Origin of the sequence: Janthinobacterium sp. (assembly GCF_009923995.1) — a bacterium.
Taxonomy (GTDB): Bacteria; Pseudomonadota; Gammaproteobacteria; order Burkholderiales; family Burkholderiaceae_D; genus Janthinobacterium.
In genome coordinates this window covers 37,895-61,691 of the sequence record NZ_RFSK01000015.1, presented here as the reverse complement: position 1 = coordinate 61,691, position 23,797 = coordinate 37,895, and the positions used below count along the sequence as shown (strand labels likewise).

Annotated in this window: 20 protein-coding genes; 9 read left to right on the top strand and 11 right to left on the bottom strand. The window is 64.9% G+C overall.

Going from position 1 to position 23,797, the window contains the following annotated elements:
* Nucleotides 1-90 precede the first annotated feature (90 nt).
* Nucleotides 91-1,404: a dicarboxylate/amino acid:cation symporter gene (locus EBS11_RS10365; RefSeq protein ID WP_290602541.1), complete on the bottom strand. Its 1,314-nt coding sequence runs from the start codon at nt 1,402-1,404 to the stop codon at nt 91-93.
* Between the two features lie 386 nt (nt 1,405-1,790).
* Nucleotides 1,791-4,121, bottom strand: a complete 2,331-nt coding sequence (locus EBS11_RS10360) for a catecholate siderophore receptor Fiu (RefSeq protein WP_290602539.1) — start codon at nt 4,119-4,121, stop codon at nt 1,791-1,793.
* A gap of 292 nt (nt 4,122-4,413) precedes the next feature.
* On the opposite strand from EBS11_RS10360, the gene nudC reads away from it, so the two are divergent.
* Both nudC and folE read left to right on the top strand, forming a co-directional pair.
* Nucleotides 4,414-5,250, top strand: a complete 837-nt coding sequence (gene nudC / locus EBS11_RS10355) for an NAD(+) diphosphatase (RefSeq protein WP_290602538.1) — start codon at nt 4,414-4,416, stop codon at nt 5,248-5,250.
* Between the two features lie 78 nt (nt 5,251-5,328).
* Complete coding sequence (gene folE, locus EBS11_RS10350; protein WP_290602537.1) at nt 5,329-5,895, top strand: GTP cyclohydrolase I FolE; 567 nt, start codon at nt 5,329-5,331, stop codon at nt 5,893-5,895.
* Nucleotides 5,896-5,949: 54 nt separating this feature from the next.
* Here folE and EBS11_RS10345 read toward each other — a convergent pair whose 3' ends face one another.
* Nucleotides 5,950-6,792: a helix-turn-helix transcriptional regulator gene (locus tag EBS11_RS10345; RefSeq protein ID WP_290602536.1), complete on the bottom strand. Its 843-nt coding sequence runs from the start codon at nt 6,790-6,792 to the stop codon at nt 5,950-5,952.
* Between the two features lie 170 nt (nt 6,793-6,962).
* Between EBS11_RS10345 and EBS11_RS10340 the strand changes: the two genes are divergently transcribed.
* Nucleotides 6,963-7,391 carry a hypothetical protein gene (locus tag EBS11_RS10340; protein WP_290602535.1) on the top strand — a complete coding sequence of 143 codons (429 nt, stop codon included), beginning with the start codon at nt 6,963-6,965 and terminating at the stop codon, nt 7,389-7,391.
* 112 nt (nt 7,392-7,503) lie between these two features.
* Here EBS11_RS10340 and EBS11_RS10335 read toward each other — a convergent pair whose 3' ends face one another.
* The gene (locus EBS11_RS10335) at nt 7,504-7,869 is read right to left on the bottom strand and encodes a hypothetical protein (protein WP_046683244.1); all 366 of its coding nucleotides are present in this window, start codon (nt 7,867-7,869) and stop codon (nt 7,504-7,506) included.
* A 311-nt stretch (nt 7,870-8,180) separates the two neighbouring features.
* Here EBS11_RS10335 and EBS11_RS10330 point away from each other — a divergent pair, with 311 nt between their 5' ends.
* Nucleotides 8,181-9,830 (top strand): methyl-accepting chemotaxis protein, encoded by a 1,650-nt coding sequence (locus tag EBS11_RS10330; protein WP_290602532.1) that lies wholly within the window; start codon nt 8,181-8,183, stop codon nt 9,828-9,830.
* Nucleotides 9,831-9,834: 4 nt separating this feature from the next.
* Here the strand turns inward: EBS11_RS10330 and EBS11_RS10325 are convergent, their stop codons facing one another.
* Nucleotides 9,835-10,257: a hypothetical protein gene (locus tag EBS11_RS10325; RefSeq protein WP_290602530.1), complete on the bottom strand. Its 423-nt coding sequence runs from the start codon at nt 10,255-10,257 to the stop codon at nt 9,835-9,837.
* Between the two features lie 209 nt (nt 10,258-10,466).
* Between EBS11_RS10325 and EBS11_RS10320 the strand changes: the two genes are divergently transcribed.
* Nucleotides 10,467-11,165, top strand: coding sequence for a glutathione binding-like protein (locus tag EBS11_RS10320; RefSeq protein WP_290602529.1), 699 nt, complete (start codon nt 10,467-10,469; stop codon nt 11,163-11,165).
* A 7-nt stretch (nt 11,166-11,172) separates the two neighbouring features.
* On the opposite strand, the gene uraH is transcribed toward EBS11_RS10320, so the two are convergent.
* Together uraH and EBS11_RS10310 are read right to left on the bottom strand one after the other, a co-directional pair.
* On the bottom strand, nt 11,173-11,580 hold the full coding sequence (uraH, locus tag EBS11_RS10315) for a hydroxyisourate hydrolase (protein ID WP_290602527.1): 408 nt from the start codon (nt 11,578-11,580) through the stop codon (nt 11,173-11,175).
* 11 nt (nt 11,581-11,591) lie between these two features.
* Complete coding sequence (locus tag EBS11_RS10310; protein WP_290602526.1) at nt 11,592-12,086, bottom strand: heme-binding protein; 495 nt, start codon at nt 12,084-12,086, stop codon at nt 11,592-11,594.
* 141 nt (nt 12,087-12,227) lie between these two features.
* On the opposite strand from EBS11_RS10310, the gene EBS11_RS10305 reads away from it, so the two are divergent.
* Entirely contained in the window at nt 12,228-12,938 is a 711-nt protein-coding gene (locus EBS11_RS10305; protein ID WP_290602525.1) for a heavy metal response regulator transcription factor, read from the top strand.
* Nucleotides 12,935-14,350 carry a heavy metal sensor histidine kinase gene (locus EBS11_RS10300; RefSeq protein WP_290602524.1) on the top strand — a complete coding sequence of 472 codons (1,416 nt, stop codon included), beginning with the start codon at nt 12,935-12,937 and terminating at the stop codon, nt 14,348-14,350. Before EBS11_RS10305 ends, EBS11_RS10300 begins: the two co-directional genes overlap by 4 nt.
* Before the next feature lie 69 nt (nt 14,351-14,419).
* Here EBS11_RS10300 and EBS11_RS10295 read toward each other — a convergent pair whose 3' ends face one another.
* The 3 genes from EBS11_RS10295 to EBS11_RS10285 form a co-directional block, all read right to left on the bottom strand.
* Nucleotides 14,420-17,758: an AAA domain-containing protein gene (locus EBS11_RS10295; RefSeq protein ID WP_290602523.1), complete on the bottom strand. Its 3,339-nt coding sequence runs from the start codon at nt 17,756-17,758 to the stop codon at nt 14,420-14,422.
* A 175-nt stretch (nt 17,759-17,933) separates the two neighbouring features.
* Nucleotides 17,934-19,643 carry a methyl-accepting chemotaxis protein gene (locus EBS11_RS10290; RefSeq protein ID WP_290602522.1) on the bottom strand — a complete coding sequence of 570 codons (1,710 nt, stop codon included), beginning with the start codon at nt 19,641-19,643 and terminating at the stop codon, nt 17,934-17,936.
* A gap of 221 nt (nt 19,644-19,864) precedes the next feature.
* Entirely contained in the window at nt 19,865-20,755 is an 891-nt protein-coding gene (locus EBS11_RS10285) for a LysR family transcriptional regulator (RefSeq protein ID WP_290602520.1), read from the bottom strand.
* Between the two features lie 126 nt (nt 20,756-20,881).
* On the opposite strand from EBS11_RS10285, the gene EBS11_RS10280 reads away from it, so the two are divergent.
* On the top strand, nt 20,882-22,075 hold the full coding sequence (locus tag EBS11_RS10280) for a serine hydrolase domain-containing protein (RefSeq protein ID WP_290602589.1): 1,194 nt from the start codon (nt 20,882-20,884) through the stop codon (nt 22,073-22,075).
* A complete protein-coding gene (locus EBS11_RS10275) occupies nt 22,072-23,262 on the top strand; it encodes an MFS transporter (RefSeq protein WP_290602519.1) in 1,191 nt (396 codons plus the stop codon). Before EBS11_RS10280 ends, EBS11_RS10275 begins: the two co-directional genes overlap by 4 nt.
* On the opposite strand, the gene EBS11_RS10270 is transcribed toward EBS11_RS10275, so the two are convergent.
* Nucleotides 23,227-23,772, bottom strand: coding sequence for a DinB family protein (locus tag EBS11_RS10270; RefSeq protein WP_290602518.1), 546 nt, complete (start codon nt 23,770-23,772; stop codon nt 23,227-23,229). The genes EBS11_RS10275 and EBS11_RS10270 overlap by 36 nt on opposite strands.
* Between the last annotated feature and the right edge of the window lie 25 nt (nt 23,773-23,797).

Sequence of the window (23,797 nt, the reverse complement as noted above, 5' to 3'; positions counted from 1 at the left end):
AGGGGGATAACTACTGATCGCACTACCTGACTGCTTGTTACTCAACATGGAAAACAAATAAATGGCCCGCTCGTGGCGGGCCATGGCGCCTTAGGCCTTGCTAGCGTGGTCCGCTTCGCCCCAGTGGCTTTCTGTGTTCTGGTTGGCTGCGTTGGCCGCAGCTGCTTCTTCTTCCGTGGCCAGGCCGCCTTCCCACTTGGCGACGACGGCCGTGGCGACGGCATTGCCGACCGCGTTGGTGGCCGAGCGGCCCATGTCGAGGAACTGGTCGACGCCCATCAGCAGCAGCAGGCCCGCTTCCGGGATGTTGAACTGGTTCAGGGTAGCGGCGATCACCACCAGCGAGGCGCGCGGCACGCCGGCCATGCCCTTCGAGGTCAGCATCAGCAGCAGCAGCATGGTGATCTGCGTGCCGATCGACAGGTCGATGCCGTAGGCTTGCGCGATGAACAGCACGGCGAAGGTGCAGTACATCATCGAGCCATCGAGGTTGAAGGAGTAGCCCATCGGCAGCACGAAGCTGGAAATCTTGCGGTCCACGCCGAACTGGTCCAGTGCCACCAGCAGTTTCGGATACGCCGCTTCCGAGCTGGCCGTCGAGAAGGCCAGCAGGAACGGTTCGCGGATCAGGGAAACGAGCGTGAAGACGCGCTTGCCGATGACGACGAAGCCGGCGGCGATCAGGAGTGCCCACAGGCACACCAGGCCCAGGTAGAAGCCGCCCATGAACTTGGCGAACGTGACGAGCACGCCCAGGCCGTGGGTGGTGATGACGGATGCCATGGCGGCAAACACGGCCAGCGGCGCCATGTTCATGATGGTGCCGGTGATGCGCAGCATGACCTGCGCCAGCTGGTCGACGACGGCCGTCAGGGTCTTGCCCGATTCGCCCAGGCCGGCCAGTGCGCCGCCGAAGAAGATGGAGAAGACCAGTACTTGCAGGATTTCATTGTTGGCCATCGCCTCGATCGGCGATTTCGGCACCAGGTGCGTGAAGAAGTCTTTCAGCGTGAACGCGGCCGTCTTCAGGTTGGTCGAGGCGTGTACGTCCGGCAATGGCAAGCCCAGGTTGGTACCCAGCTGCATCAGGTTCGACAGCACCATGCCCAGCGCCAGCGACACCAGCGAGGCGACGACGAACCAGCACATGGCTTTCAGGCCGATGCGGCCCGCCGTCTTGCCGTCGCCCATGTGGGCGATGCCGACCGTCAGGGTGGAGAACACCAGCAGCGCGATGATCATCTTGATCAGGCGCAAGAAGACGTCGGTGACGATGGAAATATTGCCAGCGATCTGAGCGCTGACTTTGGCATCAGGGAAGGCGGTGTTGCATCCATACCCCACGATGATGCCGAGAATCATGGCAATCAGGATGTACAGGGTTAATGGCCGTTTCTTTTTCATTTTGACTCCTCCAAATGAAGCGCCGCTGTGAGCGGATTATTGATAGCGAGCAACTCAAGCTTGGAGTCAATATTTCTCAAAAACAAGCCCTTGCATGCTAGCGATTATTTGCAGCAAAACCTGTACATAGCAAAGGATATGCCTGAAATGGATTTTCAGCAGAACCTTTCCTAACCTATTGATTTAAGGCACTTATTTAATTTCAAAAATGTTGTTAGATTGCATCGCTGCGCGAAATATTGGACGGGGGCGGCCATCGCTGTATGACTTTTCATACGCTAGTCGCGGCGGCGCGGCCGGGGACGAAAAAGGCAAGATTATCAGGACAATAAAAAAGCCCCTCCGAAGAGGGGCCGCTGGCGTGCGCGAGGCGTGTTCTTTTGACTTCAGAACTTGATATTGGCCGTCAGGCTGAAGGAACGGGGCTGGCCGGGCGTGTAGCGGTAGCCGGATTTGTTGATGGCCGCCACGTAAGCCTTGTCGGCCAGGTTGTAGGCGTTCAGCTGCAGGTCGAGGTTCTTGTTGACCGGATACGTCGCCATGGCATCGAAGACCCAGTAGGCATCGATGCGGGCCGGCGTGCCGACGGCGCCGTCGGTGCCGCGCAGCATTTCGCCCACGTAGCGGGCACCGCCGCCGAGCTTCAGGCCGAAGGGCAGGGTGTACGACGTCCAGCCCGTGAAGGCCTGCTTCGGCGTGTAGCTGAGGTTATTGATGCCGCTGGCCGTGACGACCTTGCCCGACTCGACACTGGTATTCATGCGCGTATAGCCGGCGCTGACGAGCCAGTTGGGCATGATTTCGCCCACCATGCCGATTTCCACGCCCTGCACGCGCTTCTTGCCGTTCTGGTAATAGATCAGGTCGACGGGGTCCTGTTCCACTTCGTTTTTCACTTCCGTCTGGTACAGGGCGGCCGAGAACGACAGTTTCTGCTTCAGGAAGTCCCACTTGGTGCCGATTTCCTTGGTGGTGGTTTCCTGCGGGTCGTAGATCGGGTTTTGCGCGCTGCTGGCGCCCGTGCTCAGGGTGAAGTTGGTGCCGGGCGGCGCTTTCGACGTGGCCCACAGCGCATACACGCTGCTGTCCGGCGTCGGCTTGTACAGGGCCGAGATCTTGCCGTTGGTCAAAGTGTCGCTGAGGGTGATGTGCGCGGGAATCGGCGTGCCCACGGGCAATGGCTGCACGGCGGGCGGCGTCACGGCCGCCTGCAGGGTGACGGCGTCATAGCTGGTGTTGAAATGGTCGAAGCGCACGCCGCCGTTGAAGATCCACTTGTCGCCGAACTTGATGGTATCGAAGACATACGCGCTTTGCGTGTTGACTTCGCCTTCGCTGTAGGCGCCGTTGCGCACGGGATTGAAGCCGGTGACGGGGTCGCGCGGGTTCGGATGGTACAGGTTGGCTGCGGGCAGGGTACCCATGCTGGCGGCCACATAGCTGTAGTTGGTCTGCTTTTCGCTGGTGAACTCGGCGCCGGCCACGATGGAATGCTTCAGCGCGCCCGTGTCGAACTGCGCGCTGAGGATGCTCTGGTTGGTGAGGATGGTGTTTTCCTGGTCCTTCACCGTGCGCGTGGAGCGCGCCAGGGTCCAGGTCGACGGATCGGTGGCCACGGGCGTCTTCAGGTTGGCCGTGGTGCCCATGAAGGCCGTCAGCAGGTAGTCCTGCTTGGTCTTGCCATAGCGCGTCGTGTTCTGGAATTGCACGGTGGGCGAGAAGTCATGGTCGATGCGCAAGGTGCCCATGTCGGCCTTGACCTTGTCGTAGTCCGAAGTGGAGCCGTAGAAATTCTTTGGATCGACCCGGGCGGCGTCGTTCAGGAAGGTACGGATGACCTTGTTCGTTGCCGTGATGGTGTCCGGCGTCGTGTAGCCGGGCAGGCCGATGGTGGGCACGCCGCCGTCGGGCACGTTGTTCTGGTCCACGTGCAGGTAGCTGGCCGTGATGCGCGTCGGCTTGCCGATGCCGAAGGTGACGGTGGGCGCGACGGCCCAGCGCTTGTTCTTGATTTCGTCGCGCGCCGGGTTGCCGCTGTCCTGCGTCATCAGGTTCAGGCGGAAGGCCGTGCCCGTGTCCGTGTCGAGGACGCGGTTCCAGTCGGCCGTGGCGCGCTTCTGCTTGCCGCTGCCGGCCGTCAGCAGGGAGTTGAACTTGTTTTCCATGGTCGCCGTCTTGCTGACCAGGTTGATCGAGCCCGTCGGCGAACCGCGGCCGCTGTCCGTGCCCGCCGGGCCTTTCAGCACGTCGATCTGCTCGATGTTGAAGATGTCGCGCGAGATGGAACCGACGTCGCGCACGCCATCGACATAGATGCTGCCCGACGCATCGAAGCCGCGCATGTAGACGGCGTCGCCCGTGTTCGTGTTGCCGTTTTCACCGAGGAAGAAGGTGCCCACGCCCGGCGTGTTGCGCAGCGCGTCCGTCAGGGTCAGCGCGCCTTGCTGTTCGATCAATTCCTTCTTGATCACGACGATGGTTTGCGGCGTGTTGACCAGTTCTTCCGTGTATTTCGGCGACGACGCCTTCTCGGCCTTGAAGTCATTTTCCTTGGAGCCCACGACCTTGATTTCGTTCAGGGTTTGCTGCGATGCGGGGGCGCTCTGGCCGGCAGGGTCGGCCGCCTGGGCGGCGACGGGCAGCAGCATCACGGCCAGGGCGGCGCCGACGTGCTGGTTGAAACGGGATGGGGCGTGTTTGCGGCTCTTGATTGCCATCTTGCTCTCTCGATAGGGTCAGGGGAGGGCTCCTGGCTGGCGCTGCCGGATCGGTGCAATCGCACGCAGGCAAGTGGCTGGCGGTGGGGCGGGTTGAGCGACATTGTAATAATCGGACACTATTTCGTAAATGAGAATCGTTATCAGTCTCGTTTACGCAACGCTTTCTCCGTGCTGGGAAAAAAACACTGTCATGCCGCATGAATGCTTGCTTTGCCCGCCCGCCGCTGCTACGCGCGCAGGCGCCGCGCGGCGGGAGTATGATGAGCAACCTTTACAATTTCCTTCCAGCATGCTCCACACTCCTGACGCCTTTACTCCCCTCATCGATGCGCCTGAACCGGCGCCGGCCGCCGCCGACACCCTCACGTTTGTCTTCCACCGGGGACGCCTGCTGCTGCGCACGCCCGAACTGGCCCTGCCCACCGCAGCCGAGGTGGCCGCGCTCGACATCGACCTGGGCCGCGCCCAGCCCGTGGGCTTGTGGCAGGGCCGTTATTGCCAGACCGTCTGGCGCGATGAAGAGTCCTTGCCGGCCGACAGCGGCCTGGCCTGGCACGGCCTGCGCTCGCTGTTCAACGCCGTCGACGACGGCTTCCTGGGCCTGGCCAGCCGTGCCGTGCAGCTGGCCGAATGGGCGCGCACGCACCGTTATTGCGGCGTCTGCGCCACGCCCATGCAGCGCGCGCGCGGCGAGCGCTGCTTCACCTGCGCCGCCTGCGGCATGCTCGCGTATCCGCGCATCTCGCCGGCCATGATGGTGCTCATCCGCAAGGGCGAGCAGGTGCTGCTGGCCATGCACAAGCATTCCCCGTCGCAGCGCTTCAGTCCGCTGGCCGGTTTCCTGGAAGCGGGCGAGTCGATCGAGGAAGCCGTGCACCGTGAAGTGATGGAAGAGGTGGGCTTGCGTGTGCACAATCTGCAGTACTTCATGAGCCAGTCGTGGCCGTTTCCCCATTCGCTGATGATCGCGTTTACGGCCGATTACCTCGATGGTGAAATCCGCCTGGACGAGAACGAAATCGCCGAGGCGCGCTGGTTCGGTCCCGGCGATGCGTGGCCGGAGGCGACGTCGAGCGTCTCGATTTCCGCCCTGCTGGTGCGCGCGCACCGGCCGCCGGCCGTATAGACAAAGCAAGGTCTGCCGGGGCAGGCGGTCACATTTTCTATATACTGGCGGCAATTGCAAATTTTAGGGTGGTTTAGCATGTCTCAAGAAGAATTCTCCGAAAACGACTGGCGCCGGCTGATCAGCAGCCTGGGCGAAGATCCGCAGCGTCCTGGCCTGCTGGAAACGCCGGCGCGCGTGGCGAAAGCCTGGAAACACTGGACCTCCGGCTATGGCCAGGACCCGGTCGACCTGCTGAAAGCCTTCGAAGATGGGGCGGAACAGTACAACGAGCTGATCGTCGTGCGCGGCATTCCCGTCTACAGCCATTGCGAACACCACCTGGCGCCGTTCTTCGGCAAGGCCACCATCGGCTACGTGCCCAATGGCAAAATCGTCGGCCTGTCGAAACTGACGCGCCTCGTCGATTGCTTCTCCAAGCGCCTGCAAGTGCAGGAACGCATGACGATGCAGATCGCCAATGCGCTGATGGAAGTGCTGGAACCGAAGTCGGTGGGCGTGGTCGTACGCTGCCGCCACCTGTGCATGGAAAGCCGCGGCATCCGCACGCCGGGCGAGGAAACCATTACCTCGGCCATGCTGGGCGAGATGCAGCCGAACCTGGCGCTGCGCACGGAATTCCTGGCCCTGGCGCGCGAAAGCTGATTTTCGGCGACGATGCAGGACGAAGGCGGCATATGCCGCCTTTTTTTATGCGTTTTATATTTTCTTGGATTCCCGTTCGGCCAGGTAGCGGGCCGGCGGCTTGCCCACGGCCTTGCGGAACATGGTGACAAAGCCACTCGTGTTTTCATACCCGAGTTCCAGCGCCACGGCTTTCACGCTGTGGCCTTGCGCCAGCCGTTGCAAGGCCAGGATGACGTGCAGCTGCCGGCGCCAGCGGCCCACGCTCATGCCCATTTCCTGCAGCGACTGCCGGGTCATGCTGCGCTCGCTCATGCCGATGCGGCTAGCCCATTCGGCCAGCGTGCTTTTGTCGGCCGGCTGCGCCAGCAGCAGCGCGGCCAGGCGGCGCAGGCGCGCGTCGCGCGGTATCGGCAAGTGCAAGTCTTCCACGGGCGCGGCCGCCAGCTCGTCGAGCAGGGTGGCCACCAGGCGTTCCTGCGCGCCATGCAGCACCGTCAGGGTGGGGAAAGCGGCCGCCTTGGCGATCAGCTCGCGCAGCAGGGGCGAGACGGCCACGGTGCAGCAGACGGCGGGCAGGGCCGGCGCCATGGCCGGCTCGACGAACAGACAATAGCATTCCGCCTCGCCCACGCCCTGCGCCGCGTGCATCAGGCCGCCCGGTATCCACACGGCGCACTGGGGCGGCACGATCCATACCCCGCTTTCTACCTCGCAATGAATCACGCCCCGCGTGGCATACAGCAGCTGCCCCTTGCGGTGCCGGTGCGGCGCCTGCTCGCCGTCCTCGCGCACGCTGGCCAGGCCCACGGCCAGCAAGGGACGCAGCACGCCATCGACGTCGAAATCGAAGATGGAGGCAGCGGCATCCAGGCCCAGCCGGGCGGTGAGCATGTTGGGCAGCAGAGGATGAGGCATGGGAGAACTTTGGCTGGATTGAATAATATTGTGGCTATTTTATGCAATGACGTGCGGCGCCGCCACCGGTATCGTGTGGCTATCCGCAGCCCCGCTTCAACGGCAACCGCCGCCGCCCGTGTTCTGATGAAGGTGAGGAGGAACGGCAACCCCCTTTGAAGGAGTCACCCATGCAACTCGATATCACCCATTTTCCCCTCGTCTGGATGCGCCGCGAAGCCGCATCCGGCGTCCCGCCCGACGTGCTGTTCGCCCAGTTCGATGCGCTGCTGGCGCGCCGGCAGGCCTTTGTCATCCTCAGCGAGGAAGGTTTTGACGAGGACGGGCACGAGCACCCGCAGGAAGAACGCAAGCGCGCATCGCTCTGGATGAAGCGGAACAAGGCCGCCATCCGCGCCTACATCCAGGGCATGGTACTGGTCGAACCGAGCGCCGCCAAGCGCCTGGCCGGCAAGGCCTTTGCCGTCATGTTCGGCAAGTTCTGGGGCTACCCCCTGCACTTCGGCACCAGCCGCGACGACGCGCTCGACATCGCCCAGCATTTGCTCAAGGCCTGGCTGCCGCCCCACAATGATCCGACAAGGCCTCACGACGCCTGACCCAACCGTCGCGAGCGGAAGGGAGAGGTAGCCGAGAAGCGCAACCGTACTCTAGTACGGTGAGCATCGCAGGCTGCCTATACCGACGCGCAGCAGGTTGGGTCAGGTGGGACTAGTAGCGGTAGTCGTTGATGAAATGCTTGGTGAAGTTGTACTTGCTGCCGCCGTCGAGCAGGTCGACCAGGCGTTTCGGTGCCGAGGCCGACATGAAGGCGTCGGCCGCGCCGCCCGTGCTGCGAAATTTCATGCCGGGGCTGAGGATCTGGTTGGCGCCGATCTTCAGGTGCTGGAAGCTCTTCGTCTTTTCATTGTTGAGGATGAAGTGCAATTCCTGCTTGAAGGTAAGGAAGGGAATCTTCAGCCACCAGCCTTCGTCCGTGCCATAGCTGGCGACGCTGGCAAAGTGCGTGTTCTTGTCCGTCAGGGTGGGTTTGCCCAGGCGGTCATTGATGCGTTTCATGGCTTCATTCTTGGTCATGCTGTTCTTTCGCGATTCATCGTGTATCCGGTGTGCATTTTGACACACGCGCGCCGCCCCCGCCGGCCTTGCGGCACGGGAGCCGCGTGCCGTGCTGCCGCAATGCAGCATCAATTCTCATCAATTGTCGCAACGCATTAACAACACCGGGCAAAATTCATTGCTTCCCGGCATTGTAAATATCGGTAGTTCGAGCGTATGCTGGAGACGTCTGAACGGTGCCGCCAGAGCGCCGTCGCCGCCGCATTGCTGGCCGCAGAGCCGGATGCGGACTTGCCCCCTTCGCCGCACATACAGTTGGAGACAGCCACATGAAGAAATTGACGTTCCAGCAAAAGTTATGGATTCCCCTGATTTGCAGCCTGTTATGCATCACCGTCATCTTCGTCTATAACGCCCTGGAAATCCGCAAGATCCGCATCGAGGAGCGCAGCGCCGACCTGAGCAACGCTGCCGACCTGGGCCTGGGCGCCGTGAAGATGTTCGGCGACCTGGCCGCCAGCGGTGCCCTGACGAAGGAAGAGGCGCAAAAGCAGGCCACGGCCGTCATCAAGAGCATGCGCTTCGGCGAGACCGGCTATCTGTCCATCATCAACCTCGACGCCGTCGTCGTGATGAATCCTGCCGCGCCGCAAACGAATGGCAAGAACATGTCGGATTTCAAGGATGCCAACGGCACCTATCTGTACCGTGACATCGTTGCCGTCGGCAAGAGCGACGCGGGCAAGGGCTTCGTCCACTACTATTTCCCCCGTCCCGGCCAGAAGAACGCCGAACCGAAGATGAGCCGCGTGGTGGCCTACAAGCCGTGGGCCTGGACCATCGTCGTGGGCGTGTACATGGACGATATCGACGCCGCCTTCCGCCAGTCCCTGCTGACCTCGCTGGGCGTGCTGCTGCTCGTGTGCGCGCTGCTGGCCGCCGTCGTCGTGGCCATCAACCGCAGCCTGCGCCATGCGCTGGGCGGCGACCCCGAATATGCGGCCGAAGTGGCGGGAAAGATCGCGAATAACGACCTGAGCAGCAGTGTGCGCACGCATGCGAACGACCGCCACAGCGTGCTGTACGCCATGAAGACCATGCAGACCAACCTCGTTGACGCGATCAGCGAAATCCGCCACAGCGCCGAAACCATCGCCACGGCGTCGAGCGAGATTGCCAGCGGCAATATGGACCTGTCGGCGCGCACGGAAATGCAGGCCAGTTCGCTGGAAGAGACGGCCGCCTCGATGGAAGAGCTGACGTCGACCGTCACGCAGAACGCGGGCAACGCCGTGCAGGCGAATGAACTGGCGCAGTCCGCTTCCAAAGTGGCGCGCCAGGGCGGCGACGTGGTGGCGCAGGTGATCGGCACCATGGATACCATCAACGCTTCGTCGCGCAAGATCGTCGACATCATCGGCGTCATCGACGGCATCGCCTTCCAGACGAATATCCTGGCCCTGAATGCCGCCGTGGAAGCGGCGCGCGCGGGGGAACAGGGGCGCGGCTTCGCCGTCGTGGCATCCGAGGTGCGCAACCTGGCGCAGCGCTCGGCGGGCGCGGCGAAGGAAATCAAGGAACTCATCGGCGCCTCCGTCGACAGCATCGCGGCCGGCAGTACCCTCGTCGCCCAGGCGGGCACGACCATGGACCAGGTGGTGGCCAGCGTGTCGCGCGTGACCGACATCATGGCCGACATCACGGCCGCCTCGCACGAGCAAAGCACGGGCATCGGCCACGTCAACCAGGCGATCACGGAGATGGACAGCGTGACGCAGCAGAATGCGGCGCTGGTGGAAGAGGCGGCGGCAGCGGCGTCGAGCATGCAGGACCAGGCGGCCGTGCTGGCCCAGCTGGTGGCGCGCTTCAAGCTGTCGGCGCAGGAGCATCAGGGCACGGCGCCGCGCCTGGCAGCCGTCCCGGCGGGCGTGCCACGCGCCGTGGGTCGCAAGCCGGCGCGCAGCCTGGCGGCGCGCTAGGCGTTTATTGGGCTGGCGCCGCCTGCGGCGCCGGCTCGAAGCTCAGTTTTTCATCGACGACGACGAATTTCCCGACCGGCTGGCCCAGGTCGGCTTTCGGGTCGTTTTCCATTTCCGTCAGTTCATTGCAGGTATTCGTTTCCGCCTGCCACAGCTGCTTGCCCATGCGGATGTTCCACACGCCGTCGCCGGCCGCGAACAGCTCCACCTTGATGTCGGCCGGCGCATCCGTCGACAGGGTGTGCAGGCGTTGGCATTGCGGCAAATTCGTCGCCATCAGCTGCACTTCCACCGTATCTTGCCAAAAGTACCGTTGCTGGCGGCGCACGGTCAGGGAGTGGTCCTGGCCGTCAAACATATAGATGGCGAAGTCCTGGACACAGCCTGACAGCAGGACGGACAGCGTGACGATCAGGAGTTTGCGCATGGTCGGCTTTCTTTGAAGGTTCTCTGGAATGGCGTGCTTTCATCGCGTTGGCGAGAGTGGGCGCTTGCTTGCGTGGCCGCTGGCGCCGCCGCCGTCTTGTTTTCCGCTGACGTGGCATTATATCCATGCACACCAGTTGCGGCGCGACAATAGTTCCACAATACTTATCCCGCGTCCGCCTGTCCACCCCACCGAGCGGAAAGACCACGATGATCGACCTGTATTACTGGACCACGCCCAACGGGCACAAAGTGACGATGTGCCTGGAAGAAGCGGGCATGCCTTACAACATCATTCCCGTGCATATCGGCAAGGGCGAGCAGTTCCAGCCCGAGTTTCTCGCCATCGCCCCCAACAACCGCATCCCCGCCATCGTCGACCAGGCGCCGGAAGATGGCGGCGCGCCCCTGTCCCTGTTCGAGTCGGGGGCGATCCTGCAATACCTGGCCGAGAAAAGCGGGCAATTCCTGCCCGCCGACGTGCGCGGACGCGCCGAAGTCATGCAATGGCTGTTCTGGCAAATGGGCGGCCTGGGCCCCATGGCAGGGCAGAACCACCATTTCGTGCAATACGCGCCCGAACCGATCGAGTACGCCATCACGCGCTACGTCAATGAAACGAACCGGCTATACGGCGTGCTGAACAAGCGCCTGGCGGACCGTGAGTTTGTGGCCGGCGACACCTATTCCATCGCCGACATGGCGATCTACCCGTGGATCGTGCCGCACGCGCGCCAGCGCCAGAAGCTGGAAGACTTCCCGCACCTGGCGCGCTGGTTCGCCGCCATCGCCGCCCGTCCGGCCACCGTGCGGGCGTATGCGCGCGCGGCCGAGGTCAACGTGCAGCCCACCGTCAGCGAGGACGCGAAGAGCGTGCTGTTCGGGCAGACGGCGAAGACGCTGGGCTGAGCGGCCGTCAGTTACCCCGATACGTGGAAAAACCGAAAGGACTGAGCAGCAGCGGTATGTGGTAGTGCTGGTCCGTCTTTTCCACGTGAAATTGCACGGGGATTTCCGGGAAGAAGGTTTCCTGTTTCAGGCGCGCATAGTGCTCGCCTGTCTTGAACACGATGCGGTAGTCGCCCGCCTGCATGGGCGTCTCGGCCGGATACATGGCCGCGATGCGCCCCTGCGCATTCGTCACGGCGCTGCCCAGCTGTTGCCAGCCGTCCCCTTTCTTTTGTTCCAGCGTCACCGTCACGCCGGCCGTCGGCTGGCCGCTCTGCAGGTCGAGGATGTGCACGCTCAATGGATTGGCGGCCAGGGCCAGGCCGGACAGGCTGGCGAAGGCCAGGGCGGCAGCGGTTTTGTTCAGATAGCTCATTGTCGTTGCTTTCAGGTTTGGGGGAGATCGAGCTCGGGCACGGCGGCTAAGGCGGCCAGGGCGCAGGCGCGGTCCGGCTGCGCGCCACCGCCGCCGGCCACGCCGATGGCGCCGACGATGTCGCCCTTGGCGCGCAAGGGCAGGCCGCCGCCCAGCAGCAACAGTTCCGGCACGGTCGTCAGATTGGCCATGTCCGGGTTGCCGCGCGCGGCCACGGCCAGCGCCTGCGTATCGTTTTTCGTCGACAGGGCCGTGTAGGCCTTGCGTCCGCTCGCTGCCGTGTTGTGCGGGCCCACGCCATCGGCGCGCTGCACGGTGACGATATTGCCGCCACGATCGAGCACGGTGACGGCGACGTGCCGGCCCTGCGCCTGGCACGCGGCCACGGCCGCATCGGCCAGCTTGTTGGCCGCCGCCAGCGACAGGTCATTGACCTGGCGCAATTGGGCGTGGGCGGGGCCGGTCAGCAGGCACAGTAGGGTACTGGCGAAGAACAAGGTTTTCATGTGGTGTCCATGCAAGAGAATGGCGCCAGTATGGCCAGGCTTGCCCCACGGGAAGATGATCGCCGCATGACATTTTTATCATCCGCAGCACCGGGCACGCGGCGTAGAATGGGCCAACTTCCCACAAGAAAGCCCCCAGCCATGCGCATCCTGGTCATAGAAGACGAACCGAAGACGGGCGACTACCTGCTGCGCGGCCTGGCCGAGTCCGGCTTTACGGTGAGCCTGGCGCGCAATGGCCGGGACGGCCTGCACATGGCCAGCCACGAGGCGCCCGACCTCATCGTGCTCGACGTCATGCTGCCCATCATGGATGGCTGGCAAGTGCTGCGCGCCCTGCGCCTGCAGGAGGGCGGCGCGGACGTGCCCGTCATCTTTCTCACGGCGCGCGACGAGGTGCAGGACCGGGTCAAGGGACTGGAACTGGGGGCCGACGATTACCTGGTGAAGCCGTTCGCCTTTGCGGAACTGGTGGCGCGCATCCGCACGCTGTTGCGGCGCGGCCCGCCCCGCGAGGAGGACGTGATCCGCATCGGCGACATGGAAATCGACGTGATGAAGCGCAAGGTCAGCCGGCAAGGCCAGCGCATCACCCTCACGGCCAAGGAGTTCGGCTTGCTGCATCTGCTGGCGCGGCGCCAGGGCGAAGTGCTGTCGCGCTCCATCATCGCCTCGCAAGTGTGGGACATCAATTTCGAGAGCGATACCAACGTCATCGACGCGGCCATCCGCCGCCTGCGCAGCAAGCTCGACGATCCGTTCGAGCCCAAGCTGATCCATACCTTGCGGGGCATGGGCTATGTCTGCGAATTGCGCGCCCCCAGTGCGCCCGACAGCGGCGCCGGCGCATGAAATTCTCGCAACTGCGCCGCTCGCTGACCCTGCGCGTCACGCTCGTCTTCGTGCTGATCGTGGCCCTCGTGTCGGCCGGCCTCGGCATGCATCTGTACCGCTCGTTCGTGGCGGAAATCGAGCGCCGCGACGATATTTTATTGCTGGGAAAACTGCGCCAGATCCAGCAGCTGCTCGGCAATGCGGGCACCCTGGACATCATCCGCGAGCGGCCCCAGTATTTCCGCGACACCATGAGCGGACAGGAGAATTCATTAGTGCGCATCGTGCGCGCCGATGGCACGCGTTTGATCGATGTCAATCCGAACGGCGAGAAGGTGGCGCATCCTGTGCCCGTGGCCGTCGATGCGCCCGTCACGGCCGGCGACATCGTCAGCTGGACCAGCCGCGACGGCTATCCGGCCAGGGTGGTGGCGGCCAGCGCGCGCATCGGCGACCCGGCGCAGATGGCCGACATTTCCGTCGCCCGCGTGTATGGCGACCGCACGGCCATGTTTGCCGCCTACCGCTGGCAGATTGTCGTCTCCGTGGCCGTCAGCGCGCTGGTGGCGGCGTTGCTGGCCAGCGTGATGCTGCTGCGCGGCTTGCGGCCCCTGCGCAATATCGCCGCCCACGCGGCCCTCGTGCGGCCCGGCAAGCTGGGCCAGCAGCTGGAAGCGCGCGATGCGCCGACGGAACTCTTGCCGCTGATCCACGCGTTGAACGCCATGCTGGCGCGGTTGCAGGAAGGCTATGCGCGGCTGTCGCAGTTTTCCGCCGACCTCGCGCATGAATTCCGCACGCCCGTCACGAATCTGCTGGGACAAAGCCAGGTCATGCTGGCCCGCCCCCGCAGCGCGCACGAGTATGAACAGCTCGTGTCGTCAAACGTGGAGGAGCTGGAGCGGCTGTCGCGCATGATCGACAGCATGCTGTTCCTGGCGCGGGCGCAGCAGGAAGAAATGGTCCTGATCAAGCAAAGCATGCCCGTGCAGGAGGAATTTCTGCGGCTGGCGGACTTTTTCGAAGGCCTGGCCGAAGAACGCGAGCTGGCGCTGGCCTGCCACGGCAGCGGCATGGTGACGGCCGAGCCGCAGCTGCTGCGCCGCGCACTGGGCAATTTGCTGTCGAACGCCATCCGCCACGCGGCGCCGGGCAGCACGATTTTACTGCGCTCGCATGCGGCGAACGGGGGCGTGGAATTGAGCGTAAGCAACCTCGGTCCCGCCATCCCCGCCCGCCACTTGCCGCACCTGTTCGAGCGCTTCTACCGCGCCGACCCGGCCCGCAGCGATTCGGCCGCCTCCACGGGACTGGGCCTGGCCATCGTCACGGCCATCATGCAGCTGCACGGCGGTAGCGCGACGGTCGCATCCGACGCGGCCGCCACGACGTTTACGCTCACCTTCCCGGCCCAGGGTAGGGTGGATTAGTGGGGGGTGCCGAGGCAGTGAGCATCGGAGACGGCAAATCACGACGCGCAGCAGGTTGGGTCAGGTGTTCTAGCCCATCTCCACCAAAAACTCATGCATGCCCGTATGCGGCAATTGCGCGCAGGCGGGCGCAAAATGGGGCAGCTGGCCCCACAGCAGCGGGTTGCCGACGATGTACACAAAATGCTGCGCCCGCGTCAGGGCCACGTTGAGCAGGTTCGGCGTGGCCGCCGCCCATTGCGCGGCGCCGGCCGTGCTGTCGTCGGCACCGAGGACCAGCATTACCACGCCTTGCTCCTTGCCCTGGAAGGTGTGCACGGTGCCCACCATCTGGCTGCTCCACTGGCGCAGTTCGCGCGCCGTCGGCGCCTTGCCGTAGCCGAGGCGGCGGTCCCAGTCCAGTTCCATGATGCGCGAACGCAATGCGTCGCGCACGGCCTTGAACGGGGTAATCACATACAGCTCGGGCAGTTTGCCGTCGCGGCGATACAGTTTCAGCAGCACTTCCAGCACGAAATCGAGCTGCACGGGCACCACCTGCTTGTAGCTGACGGCGCCGACGGCGTCGATCCAGCGGCTGGGACCCCGCGTCAGGCCCCGCGCGCCGGCCGGCGGCGTGCGCTCGCTCAGCCCGTAGACCATCTTGTCTTCGTAGGCGATGGCGTTGGCCAATGAAAACATCGGTTCCACGCAGCGGCGGTGCACGCGCAGGGGGCTGCCGATCCACAAGGGTTTTTCGCCGTTGGCGCCGACGACGGCGCCATAGCGGTTGGCCTTGTCGGCCAGTGTCTGCACGGAAACGGACGTGGGCGCGTAGCTGCCGTCCTGCGTGTGCGGCGACAGGGCGGACAAGGTCTGCACGAGGCGGCCCGGCACCGTGAACACAGGTTCGATCTGCAGCGGGTCGCCGACGACGACGGCGCGCCGGGCGCGCCACAGGCTGCCCAGCGCCGCCTGCGGCACGGCCTGGCCTGCTTCATCGATGAACAGCCAGCCCAGCGATTCGGGGCCCATGCCCTGGAACTGGCGCGCGAACGAGGCAAACGTGGTCGATACGACGGGCACCACCATGAACAGGCTGTGCCATACCATGGCGACGTGCGACTGGTCATAGGCGCGCTTGTTTTTCAGTAATTTCGACACGGCCAGCAAGTTGCCGCCAAAGCCGGGTCCGCCCTTCTTCGCCACTTCCGCCAACCACGCTTCATGCAGGGCCAGGGCCTTGGCGAACAGGCGCGAGCGCAGGCGCGCCAGGGCCGGTTCATGCCACAGACCGCCGATTTGCAGGGCGTCGCCGTCCAGCGCTTCCAGCGAGTCGGGGGCGAGGATGGTGGGGAAGCGCAGGCGGGCGCGGCGCAGCAGTTCCGTGCTGTCATCCCATTCGCGCTGGCGCGACTGCGCCGTGCGCAGGGCGATGTGCAGGCTGTTGCGGGCCCGCTCGCAGCGCGGCTCCAGCTCGCCCTTGAGCAGCAGCTTGATGGCCGAGACGTCGCGCGCGGCCTGGCGCTGGGCTTCGGCGTTGGCGACGACGGCGTCCCTGTAGGCGCGTGCCGGTGCCGTACGGAACAGGCGGGCAAAGAAGCCCGGCTGCGTCAGCGCCACCAGGCGTTCCTCTTCCAGCAATTCTTTCTTGCTGGCCAGCAAGGTGTCCTGCTGCGCCAGCGCGCCGGCCAGGGCGCCGTTGGCCGCATCCATCTCCTGTTCCGCCGCGATCAGCGCCTGCTGGCTGCTGTGGATGAATTCGTCCTGCGTGCAGGTGCCCACGGCTTGCCACAGGGCCGCATACTGGCCCTGTTCGGCCAGGGCTTTTTCCACCACGTGCTCCGTCTCGCGGAACTCGCGCGCCGCCTGGGCGAAGCTGACGCCCTGGTAGCCGGCCAGCCACTGGCGGATGTTCTGCGCGTTCGGCGTCTTGCGCGGCGTCGTCTTGTCCCAGTCGTCGTCGTAGAAATTGCTGATGAAGCGGCGGCGGTTGGCGCTGTTGCCCAGCGCACAAGACATCAAGCCCCACGGCGCGTCCTGTTCGCCCAGGGCGCGGTTGGCGCCATTGCCGTCGGCGACGACCCGGCGCGCCACGCTTTCAAAGTAGCGCGTGCGCGCCCATTCCTTGCCCAGCTGCTTGGGCTTCGGCAGGTCACCGGAAATGTTTTCCACCGCCGCATTGTTCGACGAGGCGACGACCATTTCAAAGCCCGTCAGTTCCGGGCGCAGGCGCGCGATGGTGATGGGGTCGCGCACGCCTTCGAAGGCGACGGCCACCTTGCCGATGAAGGCGTCGGCGGCGCGGTCCAGGCAGGACAGCACGGCGGCGCGGCGCACGATGTTGTCGGCGAACAATTCACGTAACAAGGTCGTCTTGCCCGTGCCGGGCGGACCGTTGACGGAAAAGATGCCCCGGTCATGCAGGCCCGTGCGCGCGCCGTGGATGGCGAACTGCTGCATCAGGCTCATGGCGTAGCTGGCGTCTTCCAGCCAGTGGCCCCGGTTCATGTTCGCCGGATTGAGCATGGCGGCCAGCGCCTGGCGTCCGGCCGGGCTGTACAGGTCGATGCGCTCGTCCTGCGCCAGCGGCGTCAGGTAGGCGGCCACCGTGGCGGGCAGCTTGCCGCCGCGCAAGGCGCGGATGATCTGCTCCAGGTCGTCCAGGTAAAAACTGTTGAGGATATCGATGGACGGCTCCACCGCATCGCCAAAGTCCAGGCTGCGGTTCTGGCTGGATTCGGCGCCATCGGCGTCCGCCACGGCGGCGCGTTTCTTGCGCGTGCGCAATTCCAGCACGGCCAGCGGCTGGCCGGCGGACGGGCGGAAACCGGCCCAGTCCATCAGCAGGTCGGCCAGTGCGGCGATTTCCATGCCGGACAGGGGAGAAGAGATATTGCCGGCTTCGTCCGTCACTGGCTGGGAGGCGCGGCTGGCCGCGAAGTTGCGCAGGCTGTCTTGCAGGGCCAGCTGGCTGTCGCTGAAGGCGTCCACGCTCAGGCCGGACCAGTCCGGCGTGCGGGCGCGGCCCAGCGCCCACGGCAAGGTCGACACGGACACGGGATCGAACTGCGGCTCGCCCAGCGCATTGAGGTTCAGGCGGGCAAAGCACGAGCGTCCCAGCAGCTCTGTTTTTTCCGTGTCGGCCAGGCTGTCCGGGCCGCTGGCCGGCGGGCAAGCCTTGCTGATTTCCGCCTTGTCGAAGACGCCGAGGAACAAGGAAAAGCCGTCGATTTCGCGGTCGGATGGCACTGGCCACTGGGTGGCGAATTGCGGCGGCAATTGCGCCAGCTGTTCGCGCGGCAGGAGGCGCACGGTGGACGGGTCTTCGACGTCCGTGATTTGATTCAGGTCAAACGGGATAAAGAATTCGATCTTGTGCCAATACTCCAGGATAGCCAGGAGGCGCTGCTGTTCTGCCTGATTCATGATGACCAATTATTTTGTAAAGCGAGCGAGGATTGTAAAGGGTATGCGCAGCGCATGTTTTGCACTTTTGTCTATTGCGCGCGCTTTGCCGCAAAAAAAGTGCGGCGAATGGACGAAAAAAAGCCAGGCAGCAACTTCCTGCCTGGCTGGCGTGTGCAGCGGATGTTGCTATTGGTTAAAACTCTTCCCATTCGCTGTCGGCGCCCGCATTGCTGCGGCGTGCCGGGGCGGCCGCGACGGCCTGGCGCGCGGCAGGCGTGGGCCTGGCGGCGGGGCGGGCGATGGCCGCCGCTTTCGGCGTGGCGCGCACCGTGCTCAGCTTGCTGACGGTGGCGACATGGTTGCCGGTTTTAAAGAAACCCACCACGTGGGCCAGTTCGCCCGCCTGTTCCTGCATGCTTTGCGAGGCGGCCGCCGCTTCTTCCACCAGGGCCGCGTTTTGCTGCGTCACTTCATCCATCTGGGCGATGGCCATGTTGATCTGTTCGATGCCGATGGTCTGCTCGTGCGTGGCGGAGGTGATCTCGCCCATGATGTCGGTCACGCGCACGATGCTGTCGACGATGTCGCCCATGGTCTGGCCCGCTTCATTGACGAGGCGCGAACCCGTGTCCACGTTGGCCACGGAGGCGGCGATCAGTTCCTTGATTTCCTTGGCGGCCGAGGCGGAACGGTGCGCCAGGTTGCGCACTTCTGTGGCGACGACGGCAAAGCCGCGCCCCTGCTCGCCCGCGCGGGCCGCTTCCACGGCCGCGTTCAAGGCGAGGATATTCGTCTGGAAGGCGATGCCGTCGATGACGCCGATGATGTCGACGATCTTTTTCGACGATTCATTGATGGTGCCCATGGTGTCGACCACTTGCGAGACGATGCTGCCGCCGCGCACGGCCACTTCGGACGCGCTTTTCGCCAGCTGGTTCGCCTGGCGCGCATTGTCCGCATTCTGTTTCACGGTCGAGGTCAGCTCTTCCATGGCCGACGCTGTTTCTTCCAGCGAGCTGGCCTGCTCTTCCGTGCGGGACGACAGGTCGAGGTTGCCGGCGGCAATTTCACTCGATGCCGTGGAGATCGCATCCGTGCCATGGCGCACTTGCGCCACCACGCCCAGCAAACTGGTGTTCATGGCTTTCAGCGCGCCCAGCAGGCGCCCCGTTTCATCGCTGGAGTCGACCACGATGTGCGAGGACAGGTCGCCCGAGGCCACCGTCTCGGCCACGCCCACGGCGGCATTGATGGGACGGGTGATCGAGCGCGTGATGATCCACGCCACGAAGGCGCCCAGCAGCACGGCCAGGCTGCCCAGGAGGATCATGGAGGCGCGCGCGCTGCTGCTCAGCGCTTCGGCGTCGCCGGCCGCCTGCGCCGCCAGTTCGCCTTCCAGCGCGACCAGGCTGTCGAGCGCGCCCAGGACGCGCTTCAGGCTCGGTGCGGCCTGCTGGGTCAGGAAGGCGATCGCCTCTTCCGTCTGGCCCGCATTGCGCAGCTCGATGACCTTGTTGTTCAGCGGCGCGCCCGCTTTCAGGGCGGCGTCCAGTTCGGCCATCAGCGCCGTTTCCTTGTCCGTCGTGATTTTCTTTTGCAGGATTTCCTTGGCGGCGCCGTATTTCTTGCGCGCATCGCCGATCTTCGCCAGTTCCGCCTGCACCAGCGCTTCCGTCGGCGCCACCACCACGCTGGTGATCGCCAGGGTAATGGTGCGCACGTTGTCGCTCATGGTATTGGCCGCCGCCATCTTGACGTTCTTGTCGGTGACAATGTCGTGCGTGCGGTTGCTCAATTGCCCCATGGAATACAGGCCGACCAGCAGCACGGCCACCAGCAAGCCGAGGACCACCGCGAACCCGATCCCGAGCCGGGTGCCGATTTTGAATTGTGTGAGTGACATGATTGCTTTCGTGTTGCGGAAGTGAGAGGAAGCGTTGCACCGGCCAGGCGCTGCCTTGCCACTACGGGTTTCTACGTAACGGCGGCCAGCCTGTAATTGTTCCTCAAAATTCCGCACTGCAATACAAATACTTGTATCAAGTTGCTGAAAAGTACAAGAACCGGCGGCAAATGAAATAAGTTGTCGTATGGAAACAACGAGCGCGGCGCCGGCAGGAAACATCAGCCTTCGGGAAACACGTGGGCGGCCAGGAAGTCGATGAAGGCGCGCAGTTTCGGCGTCAGGTGGCGGCTGCTGGGCCACAGGATGCGGAAGGCGCCGTCGTGCTGGCGGTGCGCTTCCAGCAGGGGCCGCAGGCGGCCAGCGGCGAGCGCCGCGCGCACGGCAAAGTCCGGCAAAGCGGCGATGCCCAGGCCATTTTCGGCAAAGTGCAGCAGGGTATCCACATTGTTGCAGTTCAATACAGCCGGCAAGCCCGCCGCCTGCAGGGCGGGCCAGTCGGGCAAGGGCCAGGCCTCGACCTTGCCGCTGCTGGGAAACTTGTACAGCAGACAGGTATGGCCCCGCAGGTCGGCCGGCTGCGCGGGCGTGCCGTGCTGCGCCAAGTAGGCGGGCGCGGCCACCAGTTGCAGCTGGAACTGGCCCAGCTGTCGGCTCATCAGGCGGCTGTCGGCGCTTTCGCCCACGCGCACGACGGCGTCGTAGCCTTCCTCGATGACGTCGACCCGGCGGTCGCTGAAATCGAGGTCCAGCTCGACCTGCGGATAGGCGCGTGCAAACGCCGCCAGCACGGGATTGAGCAGGCTGCCCACCTGGGGCAGGCTGACGCGCAGCCGGCCCTGGGGCGCGCTCTTGCTATTGGATAACTCCAGTTCGGCCGCCTCGATCTCGCCCAGGATGCGCCGGCAGCGTTCGAGAAACACGCTTCCCTCGCTCGTCAGCGCGATGCTGCGCGTGCTGCGCTGAAACAGCCGCACCCCCAGGCGCGCTTCCAGCCGCGCGATGCTTTTCCCCACGGCCGAGGCGGAAATCCCCAGCATCCGGCCCGCCGCCACAAAACTGCGCAGTTCCGCCGCCTGCACGAAGGCCGTCAATCCCGCCAGGTTATCCATGTCGCTTCCGTTTCGTCACCATTGATTGCGGATGCCAACGTCCGCACAGACGGAAACTATAGCCTGTTTTTCTTTGATCGCGCCTGCCTTACCTTGGCAGCTTGATCATTTGAAAGGCTCACCATGATGTCCGATTGCTCTCCCGCGGCCCTGTCCGCCCGCATCGATCCCTTGCTCGACGGTGTTTTGCGCCAGCAGCGCCTGGTGGGCGCCGTGGTGCTCGTGTGCCACCGTGGCCAGGAAGTGTACCGCCGCGCCGCCGGCCACCTGGACCGCGAGGCGGGCATGCCCATGCGCGACGATGCGCTGTTCCGCTTGGCATCCGTGAGCAAGCCCATCGTCTCGACGGCCGCGCTGGCGCTGGTGGGACAGCATCGTTTGGGTCTGGATGACCACGTGGCGCGCTGGCTGCCGTATTTTGCGCCGCGCCAGCCGGATGGCAGCGTGGCGCCGATTACCGTGCGTCACCTGCTCACGCACACGGCAGGGCTCGACTACGGCTTCTTCCAGCCGCCCGGTGGCGCCTATGCGCTGGCGGGTGTGTCGGACGGCATGGATGCGTCCCGTATTTCCCTGCAAGACAACCTGCGCCGCCTGGCCACGGTGCCGCTGGCCTACGCGCCCGGCACGCGCTGGGCATATTCCATCGCCACCGACGTGCTGGGCGCCGTGATCGAAGCGGTGACGGATTTACCGCTGGCGCAAGCCGTGCAACAGCTGGTGACGGCGCCGCTGGCCATGCGCGACACGGGTTTTAAGGCCACGGACCCGGCGCGCCTGGCCGTCGCCTATGCGGACCGCGCGGCGGGAGAATTGCGGCCGCGCCGTTTGCGCGACGTGGGGGACGACCATCTGCCGTTTCTCGACGGCATGGCAGGGTTTACCTTGTCGCCGGCGCGCGCGCTCGATGCGCACGCCTACCCGTCTGGCGGCGCCGGCATGGTCGGTTCGGCACCGGACTTCATGCGCCTGCTGGAATCCCTGCGGCTGGGCGGCGCGCCCTTGCTGCCGCCGGCGCTGGCGCGCCAGATGGGCGAGAGCCAGACGGGTGCGTGCGACTTGCCGTTCTGGCCGGGACGGGGCTTTGGCCTCGGTTTTACCGTGCTGACGGACGCGCAGGCCGCCGCCACGCCGGAGTCCGTGGGCAGCTGGCGCATGGGCGGCACGTATGGCCATGCGTGGTTTGTTGATCCTGCGCAAGAGCTGTCCGTGGTGGCGTTTACGAACACGGCATTGGAGGGCATGGCGGGGCCGTTCGTGATGGAGCTGTGCCAGGCCGTGTATGGCAGCAAGGAAGCTGGCGCCAGGGAAACGCCATGATCCGCCCGCACCCCATCGTCTTCCTCGCGCTGGGCCTGTTCGGCGTGTATTGCATCGAGTTTGGCGTGGTGGGCATCTTGCCGATGATCATGCAGCGCTACGCCGTGACGGCCGCGCAGGCGGGCTCGCTGGTGAGCCTGTTCGCCCTGGTGATCGCCGTGGGTGGTCCCTTTCTCGTGCTGCTGGCCACGCGCTGGCGCCGCAAGCGCGTGCTGGTCGTCTCCCTGCTGGTGTTTTCCCTGGCCAGCGTGGCGTCGGCCTATGCGCCCCGCTTCGAGGTGCTGCTGGCGCTGCGCATCGTGCCGGCCCTGTTCCACCCCGTGTATTTCTCGCTGGCCATGGTGGCCGCCACCGCCCTGTACCCGCCGCAGGACGCGGCGCGGGCCGGCGCGCATGCGTTCACGGGCACCAGCATGGGCATGGTGCTGGGCATCCCGCTCACCACCTGGATCGCCGCGCAGCTGGGCTACGAGGCGTCGTTTCTTGCCTGCGCCCTCGTCAATGCCCTGGCCGCGCTGGGCTTGTATTGCTTCTTGCCGGACACGCCGCGCGTAGCGCCCATGGCCTATGGCCGCCAGCTGGCCGTGCTGCGCAAACCCGCCCTGTGGCTCAATATCGCCGCCGCCGTGTTTGTCTTTGCCGCCATGTTTGCCGTGTACGCGTATGCGGCCGCCTACCTGCAGCAGGCAGCGGGTCTGTCGGCGCGCCAGACGGGGCTGGCGCTGGTGGTGTTTGGCGCGGGCGGCGTGGCGGGCAATCTGTTTGCCGGGAGGCAGCTGGGCACGCACGTGCTGCGCACGGTGCTGCTGCAGCCTGTGCTGCTGGGGCTGGCGTACTGGCTGCTGTACCGGCATGCGGGCGGCGATCTCGGCTGGGTCGCGCTGGGCGTCTTGCTGCTGTTCTGGGGCGCCGCGCACACGAGCGGCTTGATCGTCACGCAAGTGTGGCTCAGCAGCGAAGCGCGCGAGGCGCCCGCGTTCGCCATCGGCGTGTACATCGCCGCCATCAACCTGGGCGTGACGGTGGGCGCATTGGCTGGCGGCATGGCCATTGAACACTATGGCATGCAAGGGGCGCTGGCCTGTGGCGCGCTGCTGGGGGCGCTGGCGCTGGTCTTGATCCTGCTCAAGGCCTGGTGCTACCGCCCGTCGTCAGTCGCCGATATGGTTGGGGATGCGGAACAGTAAATCCGTGTCGCCGATGTCCACGCCCGCCTGCGACAGCAGGGTGCTGGCCTGGCCCCGGTGGTGCGTCTGGTGGTTGAAGAAATGCATCAGCAGGCTGAAGAACTCGCGCCGGTTCGGTCCCTTGCTGTTGCGGTAGTCGAGCAGGTGGTCCAGGTCGGCTTCCTGGATGGAGGCGGCCCAGGCGACGATGACTCCGTCCAGCCATTGCCGGTGCGCATGCATGGCGGCGAACTCCTCGGCCGCGTACAGCGGGTGCGTGAGCGAGGCGGGAGGCGTGATGGCGCGGATGGGGTCGAGCAGGGGAAAGCCGGCCGGGTGTTTCGCGTAGCGCTGCAGCCACAGGGTGTCGCCCACCATCACGTGGTTCAGCGTTCCCAGCAGGGAGCCGAAGAAGGCGCCTCGCTCGCGCCGCAGCTCTTCCGGCGGCAGGCCGGCCGCCGCCGCGTAGACCTTGGTATTCATCCACTGGTTGTAATCGGCCATCAGGCAAAGGTGGGCGCAACGGCTCATGCTGGACTCCTCCGGTGGATGAAGC

What these genes read in the sequence shown, in the direction of transcription:
- EBS11_RS10305 (WP_290602525.1), top strand. Translation starts at nt 12,228, where the DNA reads ATGCGCATCCTGGTCATAGAAGACGAACCGAAGACGGGCGACTACCTG.
- EBS11_RS10365 (WP_290602541.1), bottom strand. Translation starts at nt 1,404, where the DNA reads ATGAAAAAGAAACGGCCATTAACCCTGTACATCCTGATTGCCATGATT.
- EBS11_RS10280 (WP_290602589.1), top strand. Translation starts at nt 20,882, where the DNA reads ATGTCCGATTGCTCTCCCGCGGCCCTGTCCGCCCGCATCGATCCCTTG.
- EBS11_RS10270 (WP_290602518.1), bottom strand. Translation starts at nt 23,772, where the DNA reads ATGAGCCGTTGCGCCCACCTTTGCCTGATGGCCGATTACAACCAGTGG.
- EBS11_RS10345 (WP_290602536.1), bottom strand. Translation starts at nt 6,792, where the DNA reads ATGCCTCATCCTCTGCTGCCCAACATGCTCACCGCCCGGCTGGGCCTG.
- uraH (WP_290602527.1), bottom strand. Translation starts at nt 11,580, where the DNA reads ATGAGCTATCTGAACAAAACCGCTGCCGCCCTGGCCTTCGCCAGCCTG.
- EBS11_RS10335 (WP_046683244.1), bottom strand. Translation starts at nt 7,869, where the DNA reads ATGACCAAGAATGAAGCCATGAAACGCATCAATGACCGCCTGGGCAAA.
- EBS11_RS10330 (WP_290602532.1), top strand. Translation starts at nt 8,181, where the DNA reads ATGAAGAAATTGACGTTCCAGCAAAAGTTATGGATTCCCCTGATTTGC.
- EBS11_RS10275 (WP_290602519.1), top strand. Translation starts at nt 22,072, where the DNA reads ATGATCCGCCCGCACCCCATCGTCTTCCTCGCGCTGGGCCTGTTCGGC.
- EBS11_RS10300 (WP_290602524.1), top strand. Translation starts at nt 12,935, where the DNA reads ATGAAATTCTCGCAACTGCGCCGCTCGCTGACCCTGCGCGTCACGCTC.
- nudC (WP_290602538.1), top strand. Translation starts at nt 4,414, where the DNA reads ATGCTCCACACTCCTGACGCCTTTACTCCCCTCATCGATGCGCCTGAA.
- EBS11_RS10295 (WP_290602523.1), bottom strand. Translation starts at nt 17,758, where the DNA reads ATGAATCAGGCAGAACAGCAGCGCCTCCTGGCTATCCTGGAGTATTGG.
- EBS11_RS10285 (WP_290602520.1), bottom strand. Translation starts at nt 20,755, where the DNA reads ATGGATAACCTGGCGGGATTGACGGCCTTCGTGCAGGCGGCGGAACTG.
- EBS11_RS10340 (WP_290602535.1), top strand. Translation starts at nt 6,963, where the DNA reads ATGCAACTCGATATCACCCATTTTCCCCTCGTCTGGATGCGCCGCGAA.
- folE (WP_290602537.1), top strand. Translation starts at nt 5,329, where the DNA reads ATGTCTCAAGAAGAATTCTCCGAAAACGACTGGCGCCGGCTGATCAGC.
- EBS11_RS10325 (WP_290602530.1), bottom strand. Translation starts at nt 10,257, where the DNA reads ATGCGCAAACTCCTGATCGTCACGCTGTCCGTCCTGCTGTCAGGCTGT.
- EBS11_RS10290 (WP_290602522.1), bottom strand. Translation starts at nt 19,643, where the DNA reads ATGTCACTCACACAATTCAAAATCGGCACCCGGCTCGGGATCGGGTTC.
- EBS11_RS10310 (WP_290602526.1), bottom strand. Translation starts at nt 12,086, where the DNA reads ATGAAAACCTTGTTCTTCGCCAGTACCCTACTGTGCCTGCTGACCGGC.
- EBS11_RS10320 (WP_290602529.1), top strand. Translation starts at nt 10,467, where the DNA reads ATGATCGACCTGTATTACTGGACCACGCCCAACGGGCACAAAGTGACG.
- EBS11_RS10360 (WP_290602539.1), bottom strand. Translation starts at nt 4,121, where the DNA reads ATGGCAATCAAGAGCCGCAAACACGCCCCATCCCGTTTCAACCAGCAC.